This is a genomic window from Polaribacter sp. SA4-10 (assembly GCF_002163835.1).
GTDB lineage: Bacteria > Bacteroidota > Bacteroidia > Flavobacteriales > Flavobacteriaceae > Polaribacter.
The window spans coordinates 238,282-259,129 of record NZ_CP019331.1; the positions used below are offsets into that span (position 1 = coordinate 238,282).

At 32.6% G+C, this 20,848-nt stretch carries 17 protein-coding genes; 8 read left to right on the forward strand and 9 right to left on the reverse strand.

Features of this window, described 5'->3' with window-relative positions:
• Window positions 1-93: 93 nt before the first annotated feature.
• From BTO04_RS01060 to BTO04_RS15615, 4 genes are all read right to left on the reverse strand, one after another.
• Entirely contained in the window at window positions 94-822 is a 729-nt protein-coding gene (locus BTO04_RS01060) for a tRNA-uridine aminocarboxypropyltransferase (RefSeq protein WP_302849204.1), read from the reverse strand.
• A gap of 837 nt (window positions 823-1,659) precedes the next feature.
• Complete coding sequence (locus BTO04_RS01065) at window positions 1,660-1,863, reverse strand: hypothetical protein (protein WP_087562726.1); 204 nt, start codon at window positions 1,861-1,863, stop codon at window positions 1,660-1,662.
• A gap of 30 nt (window positions 1,864-1,893) precedes the next feature.
• On the reverse strand, window positions 1,894-2,103 hold the full coding sequence (locus tag BTO04_RS01070) for a hypothetical protein (protein WP_087562727.1): 210 nt from the start codon (window positions 2,101-2,103) through the stop codon (window positions 1,894-1,896).
• A 48-nt stretch (window positions 2,104-2,151) separates the two neighbouring features.
• Complete coding sequence (locus BTO04_RS15615; RefSeq protein ID WP_302849216.1) at window positions 2,152-2,286, reverse strand: hypothetical protein; 135 nt, start codon at window positions 2,284-2,286, stop codon at window positions 2,152-2,154.
• A gap of 514 nt (window positions 2,287-2,800) precedes the next feature.
• Here BTO04_RS15615 and leuC point away from each other — a divergent pair.
• From leuC to BTO04_RS01105, 7 genes are all read left to right on the forward strand, one after another.
• Window positions 2,801-4,201, forward strand: coding sequence for a 3-isopropylmalate dehydratase large subunit (gene leuC / locus BTO04_RS01075; RefSeq protein ID WP_087562728.1), 1,401 nt, complete (start codon window positions 2,801-2,803; stop codon window positions 4,199-4,201).
• 148 nt (window positions 4,202-4,349) lie between these two features.
• Window positions 4,350-4,655, forward strand: a complete 306-nt coding sequence (locus tag BTO04_RS01080) for a four helix bundle protein (protein ID WP_232455971.1) — start codon at window positions 4,350-4,352, stop codon at window positions 4,653-4,655.
• Window positions 4,656-4,725: 70 nt separating this feature from the next.
• A complete protein-coding gene (gene leuD, locus BTO04_RS01085; RefSeq protein ID WP_087562729.1) occupies window positions 4,726-5,325 on the forward strand; it encodes a 3-isopropylmalate dehydratase small subunit in 600 nt (199 codons plus the stop codon).
• Window positions 5,326-5,641: 316 nt separating this feature from the next.
• Window positions 5,642-7,162, forward strand: coding sequence for an alpha-isopropylmalate synthase regulatory domain-containing protein (locus BTO04_RS01090; RefSeq protein WP_087562730.1), 1,521 nt, complete (start codon window positions 5,642-5,644; stop codon window positions 7,160-7,162).
• Between the two features lie 99 nt (window positions 7,163-7,261).
• Window positions 7,262-8,317, forward strand: coding sequence for a 3-isopropylmalate dehydrogenase (gene leuB, locus BTO04_RS01095; protein ID WP_087562731.1), 1,056 nt, complete (start codon window positions 7,262-7,264; stop codon window positions 8,315-8,317).
• Between the two features lie 458 nt (window positions 8,318-8,775).
• Entirely contained in the window at window positions 8,776-10,473 is a 1,698-nt protein-coding gene (locus BTO04_RS15135; protein ID WP_157662401.1) for a T9SS type A sorting domain-containing protein, read from the forward strand.
• Between the two features lie 85 nt (window positions 10,474-10,558).
• On the forward strand, window positions 10,559-13,858 hold the full coding sequence (locus BTO04_RS01105) for a reprolysin-like metallopeptidase (protein WP_087562732.1): 3,300 nt from the start codon (window positions 10,559-10,561) through the stop codon (window positions 13,856-13,858).
• Between the two features lie 157 nt (window positions 13,859-14,015).
• Here BTO04_RS01105 and BTO04_RS01110 read toward each other — a convergent pair whose 3' ends face one another.
• Window positions 14,016-15,542, reverse strand: coding sequence for a T9SS type A sorting domain-containing protein (locus BTO04_RS01110; protein WP_087562733.1), 1,527 nt, complete (start codon window positions 15,540-15,542; stop codon window positions 14,016-14,018).
• 142 nt (window positions 15,543-15,684) lie between these two features.
• Between BTO04_RS01110 and BTO04_RS01115 the strand changes: the two genes are divergently transcribed.
• Window positions 15,685-16,560, forward strand: coding sequence for a hypothetical protein (locus BTO04_RS01115; protein ID WP_087562734.1), 876 nt, complete (start codon window positions 15,685-15,687; stop codon window positions 16,558-16,560).
• Between the two features lie 124 nt (window positions 16,561-16,684).
• On the opposite strand, the gene BTO04_RS01120 is transcribed toward BTO04_RS01115, so the two are convergent.
• The 4 genes from BTO04_RS01120 to BTO04_RS01135 form a co-directional block, all read right to left on the reverse strand.
• A complete protein-coding gene (locus BTO04_RS01120) occupies window positions 16,685-17,038 on the reverse strand; it encodes a response regulator (protein WP_087562735.1) in 354 nt (117 codons plus the stop codon).
• 164 nt (window positions 17,039-17,202) lie between these two features.
• Entirely contained in the window at window positions 17,203-18,069 is an 867-nt protein-coding gene (locus BTO04_RS01125; RefSeq protein ID WP_087562736.1) for a YkgJ family cysteine cluster protein, read from the reverse strand.
• 216 nt (window positions 18,070-18,285) lie between these two features.
• Window positions 18,286-19,218, reverse strand: coding sequence for a peptidylprolyl isomerase (locus BTO04_RS01130; protein WP_087562737.1), 933 nt, complete (start codon window positions 19,216-19,218; stop codon window positions 18,286-18,288).
• Window positions 19,219-19,288: 70 nt separating this feature from the next.
• Window positions 19,289-20,845, reverse strand: a complete 1,557-nt coding sequence (locus BTO04_RS01135; RefSeq protein ID WP_087565295.1) for a hypothetical protein — start codon at window positions 20,843-20,845, stop codon at window positions 19,289-19,291.
• Between the last annotated feature and the right edge of the window lie 3 nt (window positions 20,846-20,848).

Sequence of the window (20,848 nt, forward strand, 5' to 3'; positions counted from 1 at the left end):
ATTAGTTTTATTAAGTTCAGATCCGCATTTGGTGTTTAATACGTTTAATTGAACAACAATATGCTTAACAACGAACATTCACAAAAAAGACATCTAACTTTCTTGTTCAAAAATAATACTTCTTTCCGGATTTATCTTATACATGTTCTTAGGAGCAATCTCTTTGTTCGCATTTGAACGATAGTGTTTACTTTTTGGGTTTAGAATATATTCAAGTTGATGCTCAATCATTTTTTCAAAAGGAATAAGGAAATCCTTCGTCTCGCATTGTTCTAAGTCACCTTCCTTAAGTAAATTTAAGACAGTGTAGACGGACTCTATCGTACTAAGACAAAGGGAGTCTGGCTGCTGCTTGATAATAAATTTTGATTTTATTTTATTATCAAAACTCACTCTTTTTAGTTTTTGTAAGTTCTTACTTAGTTTAAGCATTTTACGGGCGCAGGGCCATGTGCCATCGAGAATGAAAATGTGCGGATTAGTACCCATAAATGAGTTTATTTCTGAACTTTTTCTTATCGATAAGTTGAAATTATCTTTTCCCGGATAAAGTAAAAAAGAACAACTTTTTTCTTTAGTCAGTATTTCATTTACACGATTATTATTGGTAAAATCGACACCAACTATGATTTCAGAATTTTCAAGTTGAAGCTTCGTCATATGTCCCGTTCCGTTTTTTTCTTTTTTGTACTCTTTTGGGTGCATAAGAATAATAAAACGGGTCTTAGTCTGGAAAGGACTAATGTGTTTACAAATACATGTGCTTGAAGGCCTCATGCATTTATAACATTTAGTACTTGGATTTTTTATTTCTAGGTGCAAGGTGAATATTTTTTTATTTTTCTAATTGGATATAACGGTATTGTACAAGATTTGTGCAGCTTAAAATCGGTAGGATTTTCCGCCTATTACAAATGTTTATTGATTGTTTTTGTTTTACAATTTTTCTTTAAATATAGCAATTAATTATACATCGCTTAAGTTTGTTTTTTATTAAATTTGGTAAATAATCAGAAAGAATAAAAGAGCGCATTAAGGTTAATATATAGTAAAGTCTAGACTTCGACAACATTGATAATCGGCTCTCTTTTCTATTAAAAAATACGTTGAGTTCTGTGAAACTTAGGTCTCGTTTTCAGGTTGTTGTGAGTAGAAGTAGGTTCTTCTTTCATAAATCAGTTCTTATGAATAAGTATAAGGAAACTTTTGGAATTGAAATTAGTACAGTTATTTTTGATTGTTATGACAATACATAGGGGCATGTACCGTTTAAGAATAATGAAACAGGATTCAAAAAGTTTTAAGAAATTATATCAAAAAATAGTTTGGTAGTTATGGCAGCCACAGGCTATAATCATTAAAGATTTGCATATTTTTTATACAAGAAAAATGGTGTGGTTTCAGTGGTAAATGGGTTGTCAGTAAAGCATTTTGTCCAGGTAAAATTAGCAAAAGTAAAAACAGATAAAAGTGATGGCAGAGCTATTTGTGAATAGGGTCAAATTAATAAAGTAACTTTTAGTTTATAGGGGGCAAAACAATTTGTGATTCCAACCTTTGTAATGCTTCTGCAATGTGAGAAGCAAAAAAATTACCACTTCTTTTTTCTCCAGTAAGGGTTTTGTTGGTATTTATTTGGTAGTCATGTTTTACCGTTTTTTAATGCTTTTTTGCATACGTTTCTAATAAGTTATTTAGGGAATCTAAATAGCCTTTTAGTTCTTTGTTATTTATTCCTTTTTCCGAATTGGATAGGAAGTTTCTTGGTATTTCATTTATGTATTTAATCAGTTCTGGATGTTCCTCTTGAATTTTTATGGTTGTCAATCGGATTTTATCATTAAGGTCATTTTGAGATTCCATTTTCTATGCTTTTAATAAATGCTATACAGATTAACCGTCAATAGCATGTTGATTCATATCTTTTCTTTGTGCTTTATAAACAAGATTAAAATTTGGATGTGCAACTATTGCGCTTTGGACTGCTTTTTCATGATTTCCCTCTTGGTAGTGCATAGCTGCTTCTAGATGCTTTTTTGCAGAAACCTGCAAATATCCTGTTGTTTTTCTGTGGCTTTTAATCCCATTTATGTTTTTTGTCAATGGGATTGCTAGATATCTTTGTTTTAATATTATTTTCAGTGTTTGTTATTATTTATTTTGTTGTTTTTTTATTGTTGTCCATTCAAAATCAAAATGGTTCGTTAATTGGTTAATATTACCAGTTGGATTTGTTGGATGCGTCTGTTCTTTTGTTATTTTGAATCTCTTTCTATTTTGAATCATTCCCATATTTGTTATTTTAATGTTAATTCTTAGTATAAAGCTTTATTCCTTAAACATTGCTAATACTGTGTTAAAGTCTAAAGTTTTTATTTGATGGGGTCGTTGTAATTAATAATAACGATGTTGTTCAGAAAAGAGCTTATAAGAAGTATGTAGCCTTTATTTAGGATGAGACAATCAATGGAAAAAAGAAAAAGAAGTAAATAAGAGTAAGATTTCTCATCACTCCTTTGTCATTCTATCGAAATGACAACGAATTATATTTCTGTTAAAGCCTGTGCTGAACTTGCTTCTCTATTCATTAATGAAAAAGAACAAGGAGATAAAAAAATACCCTACAAAATAAATAGACATCGTATTTAAATATGGTTTAATTAATTGTTTATCAATAGTATATGTTATTTGTTTGCAGTTGGGTATAATGTTGTAAATCCTTTATAGCAAAAGAGAACTCATTAAAAAATGTATTTTTGGTAACTGATACAATAATTAGTAAATAAATATCAAAAAAGCAATGGCAAAAACATTATTTGACAAAGTATGGGATTCGCACGTGGTACGAAGTGTAAAAGACGGACCAGATGTGTTTTTTATAGACCGTCATTTCATCCATGAAGTTACAAGCCCTGTAGCATTCTTAGGATTGGAAAGTAGAGGAAACAGTGTGGTTTATCCTGCGCGTACATTCGCAACTGCAGATCATAACACACCAACTATAAATCAACATTTACCAGTAGCAGATCCTTTGTCTGCAAATCAATTAGATGCTTTAGAAAGAAATGCTGCAAAATACGGTATTTCTCATTGGGGATTAGGAGATGTAAACAATGGAATTGTACATGTTGTAGGTCCGGAAAACGGAATTACATTACCTGGAGCAACTATTGTTTGTGGAGATTCACATACCTCTACGCATGGTGCTTTTGGTGCAATTGCGTTTGGTATTGGTACCTCTGAAGTAGAAATGGTATTGTCTACACAATGTATTATGCAGCCAAAACCTAAGAAAATGCGTATTAACGTAAATGGTAAATTAGGCTTAGGAGTAACACCTAAAGATGTTGCTTTGTATATTATTGCAAAACAAACAACCTCTGGTGCTACAGGTTATTTTGTAGAATATGCCGGAGGTGTTTTTGAAGATATGTCTATGGAAGGTCGTATGACTGTCTGTAACTTATCTATAGAGATGGGCGCACGTGGAGGTATGATTGCTCCAGATGCAAAAACGTATGAATATCTTAAAGGGCGTTCTCAAACGCCTAAAGGAGCAGATTGGGACACCGCAATGAAATATTGGGAAACGCTATCTACAGATGAAGGAGCAGAATTTGATGTTGAGTTTACGTACGAAGCATCAGATATTGAGCCAATGATTACCTACGGTACAAACCCAGGAATGGGAATGGGCGTAACAAAATCGATTCCACTTGCAGAAAATGTAGAAGGAGGTTCTGAAACGTATAAAAAATCTTTAGGATATATGGATTTCTATGAAGGAGATTCTATGATTGGTAAAGAAATAGATTTTGTATTCTTAGGTTCCTGTACAAACGGACGTATAGAAGACTTTAGAGGATTTTGTTCTATTGTTGAAGGAAGACAGAAGGCAGAAAATGTTACTGCTTGGTTAGTACCAGGTTCACATAAAGTAGTAGATCAAATAAAAGCAGAAGGTTTAGATAAAATTATAACGGATGCAGGTTTTGTATTAAGAGAACCAGGCTGTTCTGCTTGTTTGGCAATGAATGATGATAAAGTTCCAGCAGGAAAATTATCAGTTTCAACATCAAACAGAAACTTTGAAGGAAGACAAGGACCCGGATCTAGAACATTATTAGCATCCCCTTTAGTAGCAGCAGCATCTGCCGTTCAGGGAGTTGTTACAGATCCTAGAACGCTAATGGCAGGTTAGTTATTTGGCTTTTAGCTGTTGGCAAGTTTGCTTTTAGCTTACCATATTGAAAACAGAGTAAGTTGCGAGAATCAAACAGCTAATTATTGAATAGCCTAAAAAAATGAGAAACTTTAGAAAATATCAAGTTTAGGAGTTAGGGCATGAGATTACATTAGATGTCTATAAACTTTCTAAGCAATTTCCTAAAGAAGAATTATTTGGATTAACGAGTCAAATGAGAAGATGTTCTTCTTCAGTCCCAGCAAATATTGCAGAAGGATGTGGAAGGGAGTCAGAAAAAGAGTTTAAACGATTTTTAATCATCGCTAATGGATCGGCTACAGAATTAGAATATTTTTTAATTTTGATAAAAGATTTAAAATTAGTCGAAATAGAATCTATAGAAAAGTTAATTGAGAAAGTAGATCAGTTAAAAAGAAGTTTAAACCGATTAATAAGTAAATTAGTATAATGGCGGTTCGTCCTTTGCTCATTCGCACTTAGCGAAAAGTCCAAAGCGAACAAGCAAAAAGCATAATAAAATGGCTTACGATAAATTTGAAGTATTAACAAGTACAGCATATCCATTACCAATAGAGAATGTAGATACAGATCAAATCATTCCTGCTCGTTTCTTAAAAGCAACTGAGCGTGTAGATTTTGATGTCAACTTTTTTCGTGATTGGAGATACAACCAAGATGGAACCCCAAAAGTAGATTTTCCTTTAAATAAAGAGGTTTATGCAGGTTCTAAAATATTAGTAGGAGGTAGAAACTTTGGTTCTGGTTCTTCTAGAGAACATGCAGCTTGGTCTGTGTATGATTTTGGTTTACGTTGTGTAATTTCTTCTGCTTTTGCAGATATCTTTAAAGGAAACTGTTTAAATGTTGGTGTATTACCAGTGCAAGTTTCGCCAGAATTTGCAGATACTTTGTTTGCAGCAATTATGGCAGATTCTAAGACAGTAATTAAAGTTGATTTACCAAACCAGAAAGTTACATTAGTGGCTACTGGCGAATCAGAATCTTTTGTAATTAATACTTACAAAAAAGACAATATGTTAAATGGTTTTGATGATATAGATTACTTAAAAAACATCGAAGACGAGATTACTGCTTTTGCTAAAACGAGACCCTTTTAATTGAAAATAATTCTTCGAGATTTTTTTTCGAAGTTTCGGTTGAAACGTTCATTCTTGTCAAAACGGGAAACCAACTATCTGCTGGAGTGTATATTGTTATAATAAACACACGTATAGTTGAGGTAAATAATAAAATAATAATTGAATAAAAAGAGATAACGGCTTGCATATAAATGATTTTTTAAAGATTTTTTATTTTTTATCTTTAACTGTAATTCTTGGTAGCGTCCCCACAAAACTAAACTCATTTTTGCAAGCTTATTTAAACTTAATACTGGTATAAATGAAAAATCACTTATTTTTCAAAATTGATTAAATGGTAAGTAGAAAGATTGAAATAATGGATACGACACTGCGTGATGGAGAGCAAACATCAGGAGTGTCGTTTTCAGTTTCTGAAAAATTAACAATAGCAAAATTATTACTCGAAGAATTAAAAGTAGATCGTCTAGAAATAGCATCTGCAAGAGTTTCTGAAGGAGAATTAAAAGCGGTTAAAAAAATAACTTCTTGGGCTGGTGAACATAATTTTTTAGATAGAATAGAGGTTTTAACCTTTGTTGATGGTGGAAAATCTATAGATTGGATGATAGAATCTGGTGCGAAAGTTCAGAATTTATTAACCAAAGGTTCTTTAAATCACTTAACACATCAACTTAAAAAAACACCAGCACAACATTTTTCAGATATTAAAGCTACGATAGAATTAGCAGTTAAAAATGATATTAAAACCAATGTGTATTTAGAAGATTGGTCTAACGGAATGCGTAATTCTAAAGCATATGTTTTTGACTATTTAGATTTCTTAACGAGTCAGAATATAGAACGTGTTTTATTGCCAGATACGTTAGGAGTTTTAACGCCATATGAGACTTTTGAGTTTATAGATGAGGTTCGCAAAAAATACCCAACAATACATTTAGACTTTCATGGCCATAATGATTATGATTTAGGAGTTGCCAATGTAATGGAAGCTGTAAAAGCGGGTGTAAATGGGTTGCATTTAACCATTAATGGAATGGGGGAACGTGCAGGAAATGCACCAATGGCAAGTGTAATTGCAGTAATTAACGACTTTTTAAAAGAGGTAAACATTACTGTAGATGAAACTGCTTTAAATAAAGTAAGTAAGTTAGTAGAAACATTTTCAGGATTTAGAATTCCTGTAAACAAACCTGTTGTAGGTGCAAATGTTTTTACACAAACTGCAGGTATTCATGCAGATGGAGATCATAAAAACAATCTTTATTTTAATGATTTAATGCCAGAGCGTTTTGGTAGAAAACGGAAGTATGCATTAGGAAAAACTTCTGGAAAAGCAAATATTCAAAAGAACTTACAAGATTTAGGCTTGAGTTTAAATGATGAAGAGCTTAAAAAAGTTACTCAGAGAATTATTGAATTAGGAGACAAGAAAGAAGTAGTCTCTCAAGAAGATTTACCGTATATTATTTCTGATGTTTTAGATAGTGATACCATAGAAAAACGTGTGGTTGTAGAAAACTATGTATTGGGTCACGCAAAAGGGATGAAACCATCTACTACTTTACAGTTACAGGTTGAGGGTGTAAAATATGAAGCACATGCGCAAGGAGACGGACAGTTTGATGCTTTTATGAATGCTTTAAAAAAGTTGTACAAAACGCATAGTAAAATAGACTTGCCTAAATTAATTGATTATGCAGTAAGAATTCCACCAGGAAGTAATTCTGATGCATTATGTGAAACGATTATTACTTGGCAATTAGAAAAAAAAGAATTTATAACACGTGGTTTAGATTCAGATCAAACAGTATCTGCAATTAAAGCCACAGAGAAAATGTTGAATATTATATAAAATAATCTGTCATTCCGAAGGAAGTATGACTGAGGGAATCTCTTTATATTCAAAAGATTGCTTCGTAAACTCGCAATGACATAACAAACAATAAAAAACATGAAATTAAATATCGCATTATTAGCAGGAGATGGAATTGGCCCTGAGGTTATAGACCAAGCAGTAAAAGTATCTGACGCAATTGCAAACAAGTTTGGGCATGAAATTAATTGGAAACCAGCTTTAACAGGTGCAGCAGCTATTGATGCCGTTGGAGAACCTTATCCGGATGCAACACATGATATTTGTGTAGCTTCAGATGCTGTCTTATTTGGTGCAATTGGACATCCAAAATATGATAACGATCCTTTAGCTACTGTTCGTCCAGAACAGGGATTGTTAAAAATGCGTAAGAAATTAGGTTTATTTGCAAATGTAAGACCAACATTTACGTTTCCTTCTTTATTAGATAAATCGCCTTTAAAAAGAGAAAGAATAGAAGGAACTGATTTGGTTTTTTTACGTGAATTAACTGGAGGTATTTACTTTGGTGAAAAGGGGAGAAGAGATGGAGGAGAAACTGCCTTTGACAATTGTGTATATACAAGAGCTGAGGTACAACGTTTAGCTGTAAAAGGTTTTGAATTGGCAATGACACGTGGTAAGAAATTATGTTGTGTTGATAAAGCAAATGTTTTAGAAACATCAAGATTATGGAGAGAAACTGTACAAGCAATGGAGAAAGAGTATCCAGAGGTTGAGGTTTCTTATGAGTTTGTAGATGCAGTTGCAATGCGTTTGGTACAATGGCCAAATAGTTATGATGTCTTAATTACAGAAAACTTATTCGGAGATATTTTAACGGACGAAGCTTCTGTAATTTCTGGTTCTATGGGGTTAATGCCTTCAGCGTCTGTAGGGACTGAGAATGCTTTGTTTGAGCCAATACATGGTTCGTATCCGCAAGCAACGGGGTTAAATATTGCAAATCCAATGGCTACCGTTTTATCTGCAGCAATGCTGTTTGAACACTTTGGTTTACAAGAGGAAGGAAAAGCAATTAGAGCCGCTGTAAATAGTGCTTTAGATGCAGGTTTTGTAACTGAAGACTTAGCAGATGGTGGTAAATCTTACGGAACCAAGGAAGTAGGTGACTGGTTAGCAAAGAATATCTAATGTTTTTAGAGTTTTATTTGAATATATTTTTAAAAAGCACTCCGAACGGGGTGCTTTTTTATTTTCTAAAGTGCTAACTCCAAAAAAAATAAAACCTCTCAAATACGAAAGTGATTTATTTTTAGAACTAACTATACTTAGATAAAAGTTAAAAAACCTATTTGAAGTGTTTGCAGCATTTTTTCCTTTCAAGAGAAGATCGTAAAGAAAAAATATTTAAAACTTATAATACAATTATAAAGTCCAATTTTACTGAAACATAAACATATCATTTTATTAATGAGATCAGTAGCTGTAATGAATATCCAACTATTTATCAGATGGCACTAATGTACTAAACACAATTAAGTTATTGATTTTATGTATATAAAATAAAAGTGAAATTTGTAATTGTTCTTTATATATTAATTACTTTTACCATAATACATTATTTTATAAACTCAAATACCCCCCCACAAATGAGAAAAATTTTACTTTACGGCTTTTGCCTAGTTTTTTCAAGTTATCTATCAGCACAAAACGAAAATGTTCTTTTTTATCCCTCTTCAAGTATTAATGAAACGTTGGAAGAAACGACAAATAATGGCTGTAATGAATTTAACACATTTATTGTATCAGTGAGAGCTTCTTTTGTAACTGCAGAACAAATTGCAGCTTTTACTTTTGACCTATCCACAGCTACTTTAGGCGAAGATTTTGACATTTCTCCTTCAAGTTTAACATTTGGTGTTTCAGATACTGAAGTTACCCAGGAAGTTACCCTTACTATTTACAATGACGCAATTATTGAAGGGATTGAAACCATTCAAATGAATTTCGAAAACAATTCTCAGACTAGAGAAAGAAAGATTACAATCAAGGATAACGATTACCTGCCAAGACTAGGGTCTGGAACCGTTGAATTATTGAATCAAAAGTTTACGACTTCAGAACCTCCAGAAGGTTGGACTGCAAGTTCTCCAGATATAAATTCATGGGCGTTTAACGGAATAAATTCAGCATCGGAAAGAGCTTTTGTTGTTCCTGCTGCTTTAAGTACAGCAGAACCAACATATGAGGGCAGTAGGTATGAACAGGGTACTATTTTGTTGTTTAGTAAAGAGATTGATGCGAGTGGAGTAACCAATGTAACCGTTTCTTTTGATTGGGAAGCTGGTGGTGAAAGAGAAGGAGGAGCACTTCTTGATTATGGGGAGTTTTTATATACACTTGACGGAAATATATATACCTCACTAGAAAAATTTGGAACTGAAACAGAGCCATTCGGACCAAACGGAGTAGGAACATTTAATATGCCAATACCAGCCTTAGATCATAGTAAATTTGTTTTAATATGGAAATGGCACAATGATGAATTACTTGCAGGATCTTATAGTTTTTCTTTTGGAAATGTTGTAGTAACAGGAAATGATACCATCGTAGAAAGTGACCTCGCACATGCTGATAGTGAAAATGTTAAAGCTGCAGATCAAGTATATTTTATAAGTGACCAAGACGCTGGATTAATTGGTTTTGTTGAAAATGCATCTGCAGATTTAGGATGTGTTACCTTACTGCTTGAAGAAGTAGGAGTTGCTAAAAGCTTTACTAATATTGCGGGAAATCATTCTGGTAAAGTACTAAAAATTACTGCAGATGGTGCAGATGCGGCAACAGCAACTTATGATATAACGTTGTATTTTACAAATACTGAGTTAAATGATTTTACAAATCCTAATAATGCAGCAATTATAAAAGTAAATAGTGACAACATTAATGATGCAATTAATGATGCTGCACCCAACTATTTGATAGCTGGTGCTTTGTCATTGGAAAATACAGAAAAAGAGTACAGATCTTTTAAAGGCACATTTACAGGAGGTAATGGTATTTTTGCTTTAATTTCTCAAGAAACATTAGCTACTACAAGTTCGAATGTATCTCAGTTTAATGTTTTTCCTACTTTAATAAATAATTCTGAAAGTGTAAATATTACAAATTCAGAAACATTTATTGAAAAGGTAGATATATATAGTATTAATGGAAAACTTGTGAAGTCTTTTGATTTTAATAGCAAATATAATGTAGAAATTACGATGTCTAAATTATCATCAGGAATGTATTTCTTGAACATAAATAAAGACAGGTCCAATACCCATAAATTTATTGTGAAATAATTAATTAAAAAAAAATCTCTATTACTTCAGTGTAATAGAGTTTTTTTTTTGCACCCTATTTCTCACAACCCTCAATCTAAAAAAAATGAATAAAAAAAACACTTTTTACTTACTCTTGCTTTTTTGTTTAATATTTAGTGCCTCTTTTGCACAGCAACAAAAAAGTGAATGGATTTCAGTTTCGGCAAGTGCTCAAAGTGAAATCAATACTATTAGTTTCAATAAAGATAAAATGCCCACAGAATTTAATTTATATTCTGTAAATATCGAAGGCATTAAAAGCAAACTTCAAAACGCTCCTATTAGAAGTGTTTTTTTAGGGAAATCTTCAAATATCATTGCTGTTCCAAATGCAGACGGTACCATAGAGAATTACCGCGTTTACGATACTCAGATTTTACATCCTGAATTGGCTGCAAAACTACCAAATATTAAAAGTTATGTGGGTAGGTCTATTGATAATACTGGAAAGTTTATTCGCTTTAGTGTGTCACAGGCAGGATTTCATGGTCAGATTTCTGAACCAGGGAAAGCAACCTATTATATAGATCCTTATACAAAAGACAAATCAGTATATATTGCATACAGTGCAGCTGATTTAGTAAATACTTCTTCTGATATTTTTTCATGTGAAACTGACAATACAATATATGAAAAGGCTAAAAATGCTCCTGCAAATAAATCTTTTAAAGCAACAGACGATAGTACTATAAGATTGTATGAATTAGCCATGTCTTGTACTGGTGAATATGGTGCTTTATTTATTGGAGATGCAGCAACGGATGAAGATAAAAAAGCAAATATCATGGCGCAAATGATAGTTACTATGACGCGTGTAAATGGTATTTATGAAAAAGAGTTAGGAATTACTTTTCAACTTGTTCCAGAAAATTTTAACATCATTTTCTTTGATGCAGAAACAGATCCTTTTGATGGTGAATATAATGATAAAACACAAGAGGTAATTGACGAATTAATCGGTGACGATAATTATGACATTGGACACAACTTTAATACATCTGGTGGTGGTAATGCAGGTTGTATTGGTTGTGTATGCAACTCAGGTAACAAAGGAAGCGGACATACTGGTCGAGAAAATCCAACAGGAGATAAATTTGATGTAGATTATGTAGCCCATGAAATTGGCCATCAAATGGGTGGTTATCATACGCATAACGGAGTAGGTCTTTGTGGTAAAAGTGGAAATAATACTGAAGTAGAGCCAGGAAGTGGTTCTTCAATTATGGGATATGCAGGAATTTGTCCTGGTCAAGACGTAGCAGATCAGTCTGATGATTATTTTAATTATGTAAATATTAGAGACATTAGCGCTAATATTCAAAAAGGAGTTAGTTCTGAATGTTTTGATGAAATTATAGTGGCAAATTTACCACCTACAGCAAATGCAGGAGCCGATTATATTATTCCGGTAGGTACTGCTTTTAAATTAACGGGAGTGGGAACAGACCCAGATAGTGATGATGTATTGACCTATACTTGGGAACAAAATGATAATGAAGACATGCAAACTCCGTTATTACCAATTGCTACAGCTGATGCTGGACCTATGTTTAGATCTCGAAGAGGAACAATATCTCCAAGCCGTTATTTTCCGCAATTGAGTGCTATTTTAGACAACAATTTAGTAACAACTTGGGAAGTTCTTCCAGAAGTTACGCGTGATTTTGAATTCGCATTAACGGTAAGAGATAATGTTTTGTATGGAGGTCAAACAGCGGATGACTTGATACAGATTACCTCTAATTCTGATGCTGGACCTTTTATTGTAACTAGTCAAAACATTAACACTACCTGGATACAAGGAGATACTGAAACGATTACTTGGAATGTTGCTGGTACAGACAATAAAGCAACGGTTAATTGTCAAACTGTAGATATTTTATTTTCTTCACTTGGTGACTTTACGGATACAGTTACGCTAATAGGAAACACATCAAATGACGGTTCGGAAGATATTATTGTACCAATTAGTTTAACGACTACTGGTAGATTAATGATAGCAGCAGCGGATAATGTCTTTTTAGATGTCAGTAATGCAACTATTATTATAGCAGAAGTTGGAACTCCAACATTCTTCTTAACAGCTATAGAATCGATAAAAAAAATATGTGAAAACACAATTACTGATGTAACATTCACTTTTGATTACTCATTCTCTGCGGATTATAGCGGCGAAGTATCATTTAATGCCACAGGACTGCCGGCTGGCGCTACAGCTACTTTTAGTCCTTCAATTGTAGAAACAGAACAAGAAACAGTAACAATGACTGTTAGTGGCTTTACAGCAGCTACGCCCCAAGATTATACGATTTCTATACAGGGAACTTCGGCAACTGAAAATAAAACGATAGATGTTATTTTAACCATAAAGGGAACAAACTTTGAAGTTCCTGTTCTTAATAGCCCAGATAATGAGAGTGCTCCTCAATCAACATTTCCAACATATGCATGGTCTGAAGACACGAGTGGTCTAACTAGTTCTTATGATATAGAAGTAGCTAAAGATGCTGATTTCCAAGAAATTGTTGAAACAGGCACAACTACTATAAATAGTTATACTCAAAGTACAGGGTTATCTGTATCTACTGCTTATTATTGGCGCATAAAACCTAAAAACGAATGTGGAGATGGTGTATTTACCTTAGGAAACAGTTTTTCAACTGGAGTAATCGATTGTTTTATTGGGGAAAACAATACACCCGTTGAGACGATAACTTTGTTACCTGTATCTAGTTCAATTGAAATAACTAAGGACATCCCAATTTCAGATATAAATGTTACTATAAGTTTAACACATACGTATTTGGGTGACTTAACTATAGCGTTAGTGAGTCCGTCAGGTACCACAGTAACCTTAGTAGAAGAGGTATGTGCAACATCGGATGATATGGAAGTAACTTTTGACGATTCAGGAGAGGCTTTATCTTGTTTAGAAGGAAGCCCTGCCATTTCAGGAATAGTAATACCTGCAAGTTTGTTATCAGCTTTTAATGAAGAAAGTAGCATAGGTACATGGACACTTACTATAACCGATTCATATCCAGGGGATGATGGACAGTTAAACTCTTGGAGCATTCAATACTGTGGTATTACAGAAGGAGCAGTATTAGAAACACAGACATTTAATAGCTTAGGCATTGTGATGTATCCAAATCCTGCTAAAGGTGTTGTTTCAATTAAATTTAATAATACTCCGCAACTAGAGGTAACACTTTTTGATGTATTAGGTAGAAAAGTAGTATCTAAGATGTTACAAAAGGACAACAATGATATTGATGTCTCAAAATTAGTTGCAGGAACCTACATTGTTCAAATGAAAAATGAAAACAATGAAAAAATTATTAAAAACTTAATTATTGAATAAGTTATTTTAAAAAGTATCTAAAACCTTAATAAATAAAAGAACCACCGAAAGGTGGTTTTTTTTGTTCTTAAATAATAAAATTAACTATTAATTTTTTTTTGCATTACAAAAGTAGTGAATACATTGCTATGAATTTAATTCATAAAGTACACTAACGTTATTCCCTTAATAGTTTTTTAGTAATTAAGACCTCATTTTTCATGTTGGATATCGTAAGGATGTAAATACCACTTTTTATAGCAGCTGTGTTTATTGTAAAACGTCCTTTTTCTATCTTTTTTTCTTCTTTTAATACAACACGACCATTTACATCTAAAATTGTTATCATTGCTTCATTTAGTAGAGGTGGTACAATAAAGTTCAATACTTTACCAAGTGGATTTGGAAACATAGATATTTTATTTTCTACTACTAAAGAAGAAGACAACACTTGTTTTTCGATTATAAGCACATCACCTATTTCAGTAGGATTCCACAAAGGCATATTGGAAGGAACCTCAAATTGATTTTCTAAGGGCGCAACTTCAGCAATAGCGTCGGTCATCACTGTACGAAGTTCGATTCTTTCACAGCTTACAAATACCCATTTTACTTGATTAAAAGATGCAGAAGCCAATGTCCAGCTCTTATCGTCGTCATTATTACGAGTAGGAGCACCCCAACAACCTTCACCAACAAAATAGGTTCCATTTAAAGCATCTTCGCTAAAGCCTAATTCGCCATTTACGTCTGGTTTTAAAGCTTTCGTTGTTTTCACCATGTGAGAATCAGATTCAAAGACAAGATCCATTCCATGTTTATAAAATAAACCTGCCCAAGCGTCATACTGGTCGTCATTTTCAGATTTACCCGATTGATGCGGTCTTATAGGTGTATGGTATTGTGCAAAAGTCCAACAGTTTTTTGAACTATTCATTTCTAAATCATTTTTTAGCCACTCCGCTTGGTCTCCAGCGACAGAAATTTCGGAATTTAGTGTGTAGACTCTTACCAAATCACTTCCAAAAGTCATTGCGTAATATGCATCTGCTGAAGGAACATCGAATAAATCATATACTGTAGATGGAACATATTCATGATTTCCTCTTGCAGCGACAATTCCAAATAATTGACCTTCTTCCGAAATTGTCAATTGCCAATCATTTAACCAATAATCCCATTCGTTCGGGGTATCACCAAAAGTAAAATCGCCACCAAATAATACTGCATGTGGTTTCAATTTAGAAACCGTAATGTTTGCATTTAATCGGGCTTGACGATTTGCAATTACATCTGGCGTTCCATCTGTTCTGGAGTCACCACCAGCTACAAAAGACAATCTACTTTGATCGTTTGGTAAGGTCTTAAAAAAATAACGCGCACTTCTAATATTTGTTAAAGGGTTCCGAAGAACAAAATAGTAAGCAGTGTTGGGAACTAAATTTTTTAATCTTGCAAATTGTGTGTTCATGCCTTGGGCTGCGGATGTGCGATCTGATGTCTGAGAGAGCGGATAAGAAGCCCAATCGTCTCCAAAATCATTAGTACCATAATATATGGTTGCAGTTCCTATGGAGGCCGCTGTTTGATTCCAAGCAACAGTTCCTGTAGTTGCAGGATCGTCATTTAAAATTAAACGGTATTTTTCTGTTTGTGCACTTGCGGATAAAGTGACAAAAATTAAAAGTAATGTAATTATTTTCATAGTGTTAGCATTGAGGGATTATTAAATTATTTAACAAAACTAGCCGCTGTATGTTATCTTATGAATGCATTTAGTTTACCAAAATGTCATTAAATAGTTAAGTCAAAAAAGAGGTGTTTAATTCCTTTATTTTTGTAGCATCATGACACGACCAAAAAACGTATCAACCCAAACATTTTTAAAAATTTCTGTAATACTTGTCTTAGTAGGACGTGGATATCAATACTTATTTTTTTCTATTCCGTTTATGAGTTTGTATTACTATGCAGATTTTTTGAAGCCTTATGTAGAAGAAAAAACAGGTATGTTATGGCACGATTTTCTCTCTCTTCCTGAGATAGATAATTATACGAAAGCTATAATCTGTGGTATTGGAGGTTTATTCTTAATCACTATCCCATGTATTCTTTTTTTAAAAAAGAAAAATTATACGTGGTTTCAGCTTCCAATATTAGCGTCAGGAATCGGACTTGTTTTTCTTACGGTGTTATTAACCATTACAAAAAATTATAAGCTCGGTCAGTTTATTGAATATAGTATTCAATTTACATCCTCTTTTTTATTATTAAGTTTTATAAAATATAAATGGATACAACAAAATCTGCTTTTTATTCTGAAGCTATTAATAGCATTTACTTTTGTAGGTCATGGTTTATATGCAATTGGATATTATCCTGTTCCTGGGTATTTCGTAGACATGGTCATACGTATTTTCAAATGCTCTGAAAGCTTTGCAAGATTCTTTCTTATAATTGCTGGTATTTTAGATATGGTTATAGCTATTGGTCTTTTTCTACCGAATAAAAACGTTGTTAAATATTGTTTAATATGGGCAGTAATTTGGGGATTCTCTACTGCAATAGCTCGAGTTGTTGGTAATTTTTATTCAGATTTTTTATTTCGATCTTTACATCAAACCGCATACGAAATGTGCTATCGTTTACCTCATGGCTTACTACCTGTTTTAGGCCTATTATTACTAAATAATAAATCTCATGTTTTAGAAACATCTAGATGATGGCGATAAACTTTACAAGAAGAAGGAAAAGCAATTAGAGCCGCTTTAAATAGCGCTTTTTAAATTGTTGTTACAATATTTTTAATATATTAAAAATATTATACAGCGTACATTATTGTGGAATCTATTTTTTAATGAGCTTTTCAAATTCACTTAACATAAATGGTTTAGGATTATAATAATGAAATCCACCGTCAATACATTTTAATTTCCATTCTTCACCAAAATAATTGGTATGAGCAATGTAAGTTGAATCTTTCAAGTGTGAAAAGGTTTTTAATTTTTCTAAGACTCCAAAACCATCAATATTAGGGTCATTTAAATTTATATCAATTAGTAAAATTTCATAGTCATTATTTTTAGCCAACTCAAAAGCCTCTTCGGCTTTTTCAACTGCATCTATTTCATATTTATCTTTTACTGCTTGGCAAACTAAGAACCTGCTAATTGTATCGTCATCAAGATATAAAACTTTCATAATTTAATTATTGGGGGTTAATTTCAACTTTTATAAGTTGCTAACGAAAGTAGTCTTTTTCAAAAGAAACATCAAGCCAAATTGTTTTTTATAAAAAAAAGTGTTTTTAGTTGTTGGTAATTTGAAGTTAGGATTAGATTTTTTGTAGTTTAGATTTTTAGATACTACTCTTTAGCTCCATGGCTTTTCGCTATTGTTATCCAATGTTCGGAAATTGATTTTGGGTCTGCTCCCAAGGCTCTAGACAAATGTAGCGCTAACCCAATCATTAAAACAGCAGCTTTATGAAGTTCTTGATTCGTTTTTATTGCTCCAAATTTTTCTTGTGCTTTTAATAGTAACAATTCATTGTGTTTTTTAGCAAAAGTAACAGGGTTTTGGATGGTATCAGTTATTGCTGGTAACATCAAATAATCTATCCATTCTTTCCCTATTCTTTCTGCTAATAATTCAGGAAGCTCGTTCCCCATGACTCTCCATAATGCGAGTGTTTTTGTATCTCCAGATTCAGATAAACCTGATTCTAAAAACAACTCAAAACCAATATCAGCTATATTTTGCATTACGATTAGATATTCATCTTGTGCCTTTTCAAATTGTTCCGCTTCTTGTCCTTTAATATATTCACCTACACTAAGCTTAGGTAATTCTAAAACTTCAGCACAATCATTTAAACAAGGAAATTTGGTGCCTTCATAAATATAATGTGCTTTATCAAATTGTATTTTACGTCCTAAAGGATATAGTCTGCACGCTAATGGGCGACCTAGATGAACACTACAACCAATAGTATCTATATATTGGCTACATGCTTGTTGTCCTTTTTTATCTATTTTTCCGTTAAAGCGTAATCGAATACCACCAAACTCGCAATAAAGATCACGAAATTCTCTTGTACTAATTTTTTTTTCTTTGCTAAAACTTAACAACTCCCATGGGTTAAGCATTACAGATTTACCAAAACAGCAGGTTCCAGATCTAGAGCATGTAAGCGGTAATATACTATCAGTACTTAATTTAGTTGTTTGCATTGTTTTAGTTAATTTATGATAGCTTGTTTAAGTATAGGTGCTTAAGTTAATTTAGTGTTGCTTTAATGAATAATAAAAGTATCTAATAAATTCAATGAAAGACATATAGCGAAGTTATATTTTTTGAATCAAAAAGTCAAGATTTAAAGCAATTGGTTTAAAACCAAAAAATCCCAAACGAATTCGTTTGGGATTTTTAATTTATGTTGTAATTTTTTATTTTACAGCCATCAATTCAACATCAAAAATAAGTGTTGCATCTGGTGGAATTACTCCTCCAGCTCCTGCAGAACCATATGCTAAATTAGAAGGAATTACAAAGCGGGCTTTATCACCAACTTGTAATAATAGAATTCCTTCATCCCAACCAGCAATTACTTGTCCTAAACCAACATTAAAATCGATTGGCTCTTTTCTCTTGTATGAAGAATCGAAAACAGTACCATCTAATAATTGACCTTTATAATGTACAGAAACTCCTGCGCCTTTTGTCGCTTTTTTTCCATCACCTTTTTGTAAAATTTGGTAACGTAATCCGCTTGCAGTTTCATCATAACCAATAGCAACAGAATCTAATAATTCTTTTTGCTTCGCTTTTTCTTCAGCTTCACGGTTTTCTCTAGAACCTTCAAAAGTTCTAAAAGCTTCAATTGCATTAAATTTTTCTGCAGCTTCACCAACTCTAATAATTTCTATAGAAGTTAATTCATCACCTTGAGCAACCGCATCAACAATGTCTTGTCCTTCCACTACAGCACCAAAAACAGTGTGCTTGTTGTCTAACCAAGGAGTAGGAATGTGTGTGATGTAAAATTGACTTCCGTTTGATGCTGGCCCAGAGTTTGCCATTGCTAAAATACCAGGTTTGTTATGTTTCAAATCAGGATGAAACTCATCATCAAATTTATAACCAGGATCTCCTGTTCCAGTTCCTTGTGGGCAACCTCCTTGAATCATAAAATCAGGAATTACTCTGTGGAATTTTAATCCATTATAATAAGGAGTTCCTTGACCTTTTACTGAGTTTTCTAAATTTCCTTCAGCTAAAGCAACAAAGTTACCAACTGTTCCAGGAGTTTTTTCAAATTCTAAGTTTACTAAAACGTCACCTTTTGAAGTAGTGAATTTTGCGTATATTCCGTTATTCATATTCTTATTATTAATTATTCTTATTATTAATTATTCTTATTTATGAGTTTCTGAAACAAGTTCAGTGAATTTATTTTGCATTTAAAATGGATAAACTATAAGTTAATCCAATATTTATATTTGTTGAATTTACATTACCAAAAGGAGACCACATTTTTCCTCCAGCAATATTGAAAGAAAAATCATCATTAACATGATAGTTAATGCCAGCCGTAGGTCTTATTAAAACACCCCCACCAGAATCTACTCTTCCACCACCAGCAACACCAGCAGCAAGTTCTAGAAATGTAGAAAAAGTATCATTTAAAAATTTACTACTCTTTACTCCTAAACCAAAGATTCCATGTGCATAACCACCAGACTCTCCTTCATAAGCAAAAGAAGCTTCACTAGCAATATAAAATCGATGTGTTAAATCGTAATTTACTTTTAATGCAATTAATTGTAAATTACTATCAGGAATTCCAAATTTGGCAACATCGAAATAGGTTTGATTTTGAACACTAGTTTGTATTCCTTGCGTTTTAATTTTAGTTACTTTCTCTCCCGTAAAAGGATGTGAAGTTCCACCGCTTAAACCATAATATTTTAAACTAAACCCAGCAGTATATGCTTCAAAAGTACCACCTATAGATCTGTGATACCCTCCGTGAGCACTTACCCCAAATTTATCTGTAATTTTAATGTCTGCTCCAATATTTGGGTACATTGTTAATCCGTTTTCAGGATAAATTCTACCACCAGCTGCACCAACTCCCATTTTACCAAAGAAGTTTATATATTTAGTTTCTATGAAATTTTTACCTACACCAAAAAATAAGTCCATAAAACCAGAAATTAAACCACTATACATGGCATCTACATGTGCATAAATAAAAGTATTTCTTGTTAAGTATCTTTGATATTCAAAGCCTAATATAGACAATGTATTATTAATTAGTTTATTTCCTTGATAAGAATCTGTTCTTGTATCTCCAAAAGGAAAAAAGTAATCAAAAGTTATTTGTTGCACACTTTTTACAGCAGGTTTTTGCCAAAATTCATTTTTAGAGGTGTTATTAATTGAAAAAGATTTTTGAGCATTTGCATAGGATGTTGTTCTTAACAAAGTAGGTATTTCAATAAAAAATGAAATATTATCATTTTTTTGGATACCCGTAAAAAAGTTTACATAACCATATTGAACTCCAAAAGAAAAATCATTTTTCTTGTATTGCAAGCCAACATTAGGATATAAAATTCCACCACCATTTACAAGAAATCGATAACCACCACCGCCACCAAAGTGCACATTCGCATCAAAATATAAATTTTTATAAATTTTTTTATTTACACCTAGATTAACACCTAACGTAAATAAACCACCTTGATCTCCTGTAATTGCTGTATGAAAACCAAAACCAGTATATAACCAATCATTTAAAGGAATATTATAGTTTAGACCTATAAAACCCATAGTTGGTTTTATATCAGAACCTACCTGTTCATTTGGTTGATGAACTAAAATGTAATTTAGTCTAATTTTATTATGTAATTTTTTTCCTTTAAGAGAAGAAAAGGAACTTTCTGTTTGAGAAAATCCTTGGAAACTAATTACTATAAAAAATAAAAAAAACACCTTTTTCATCGT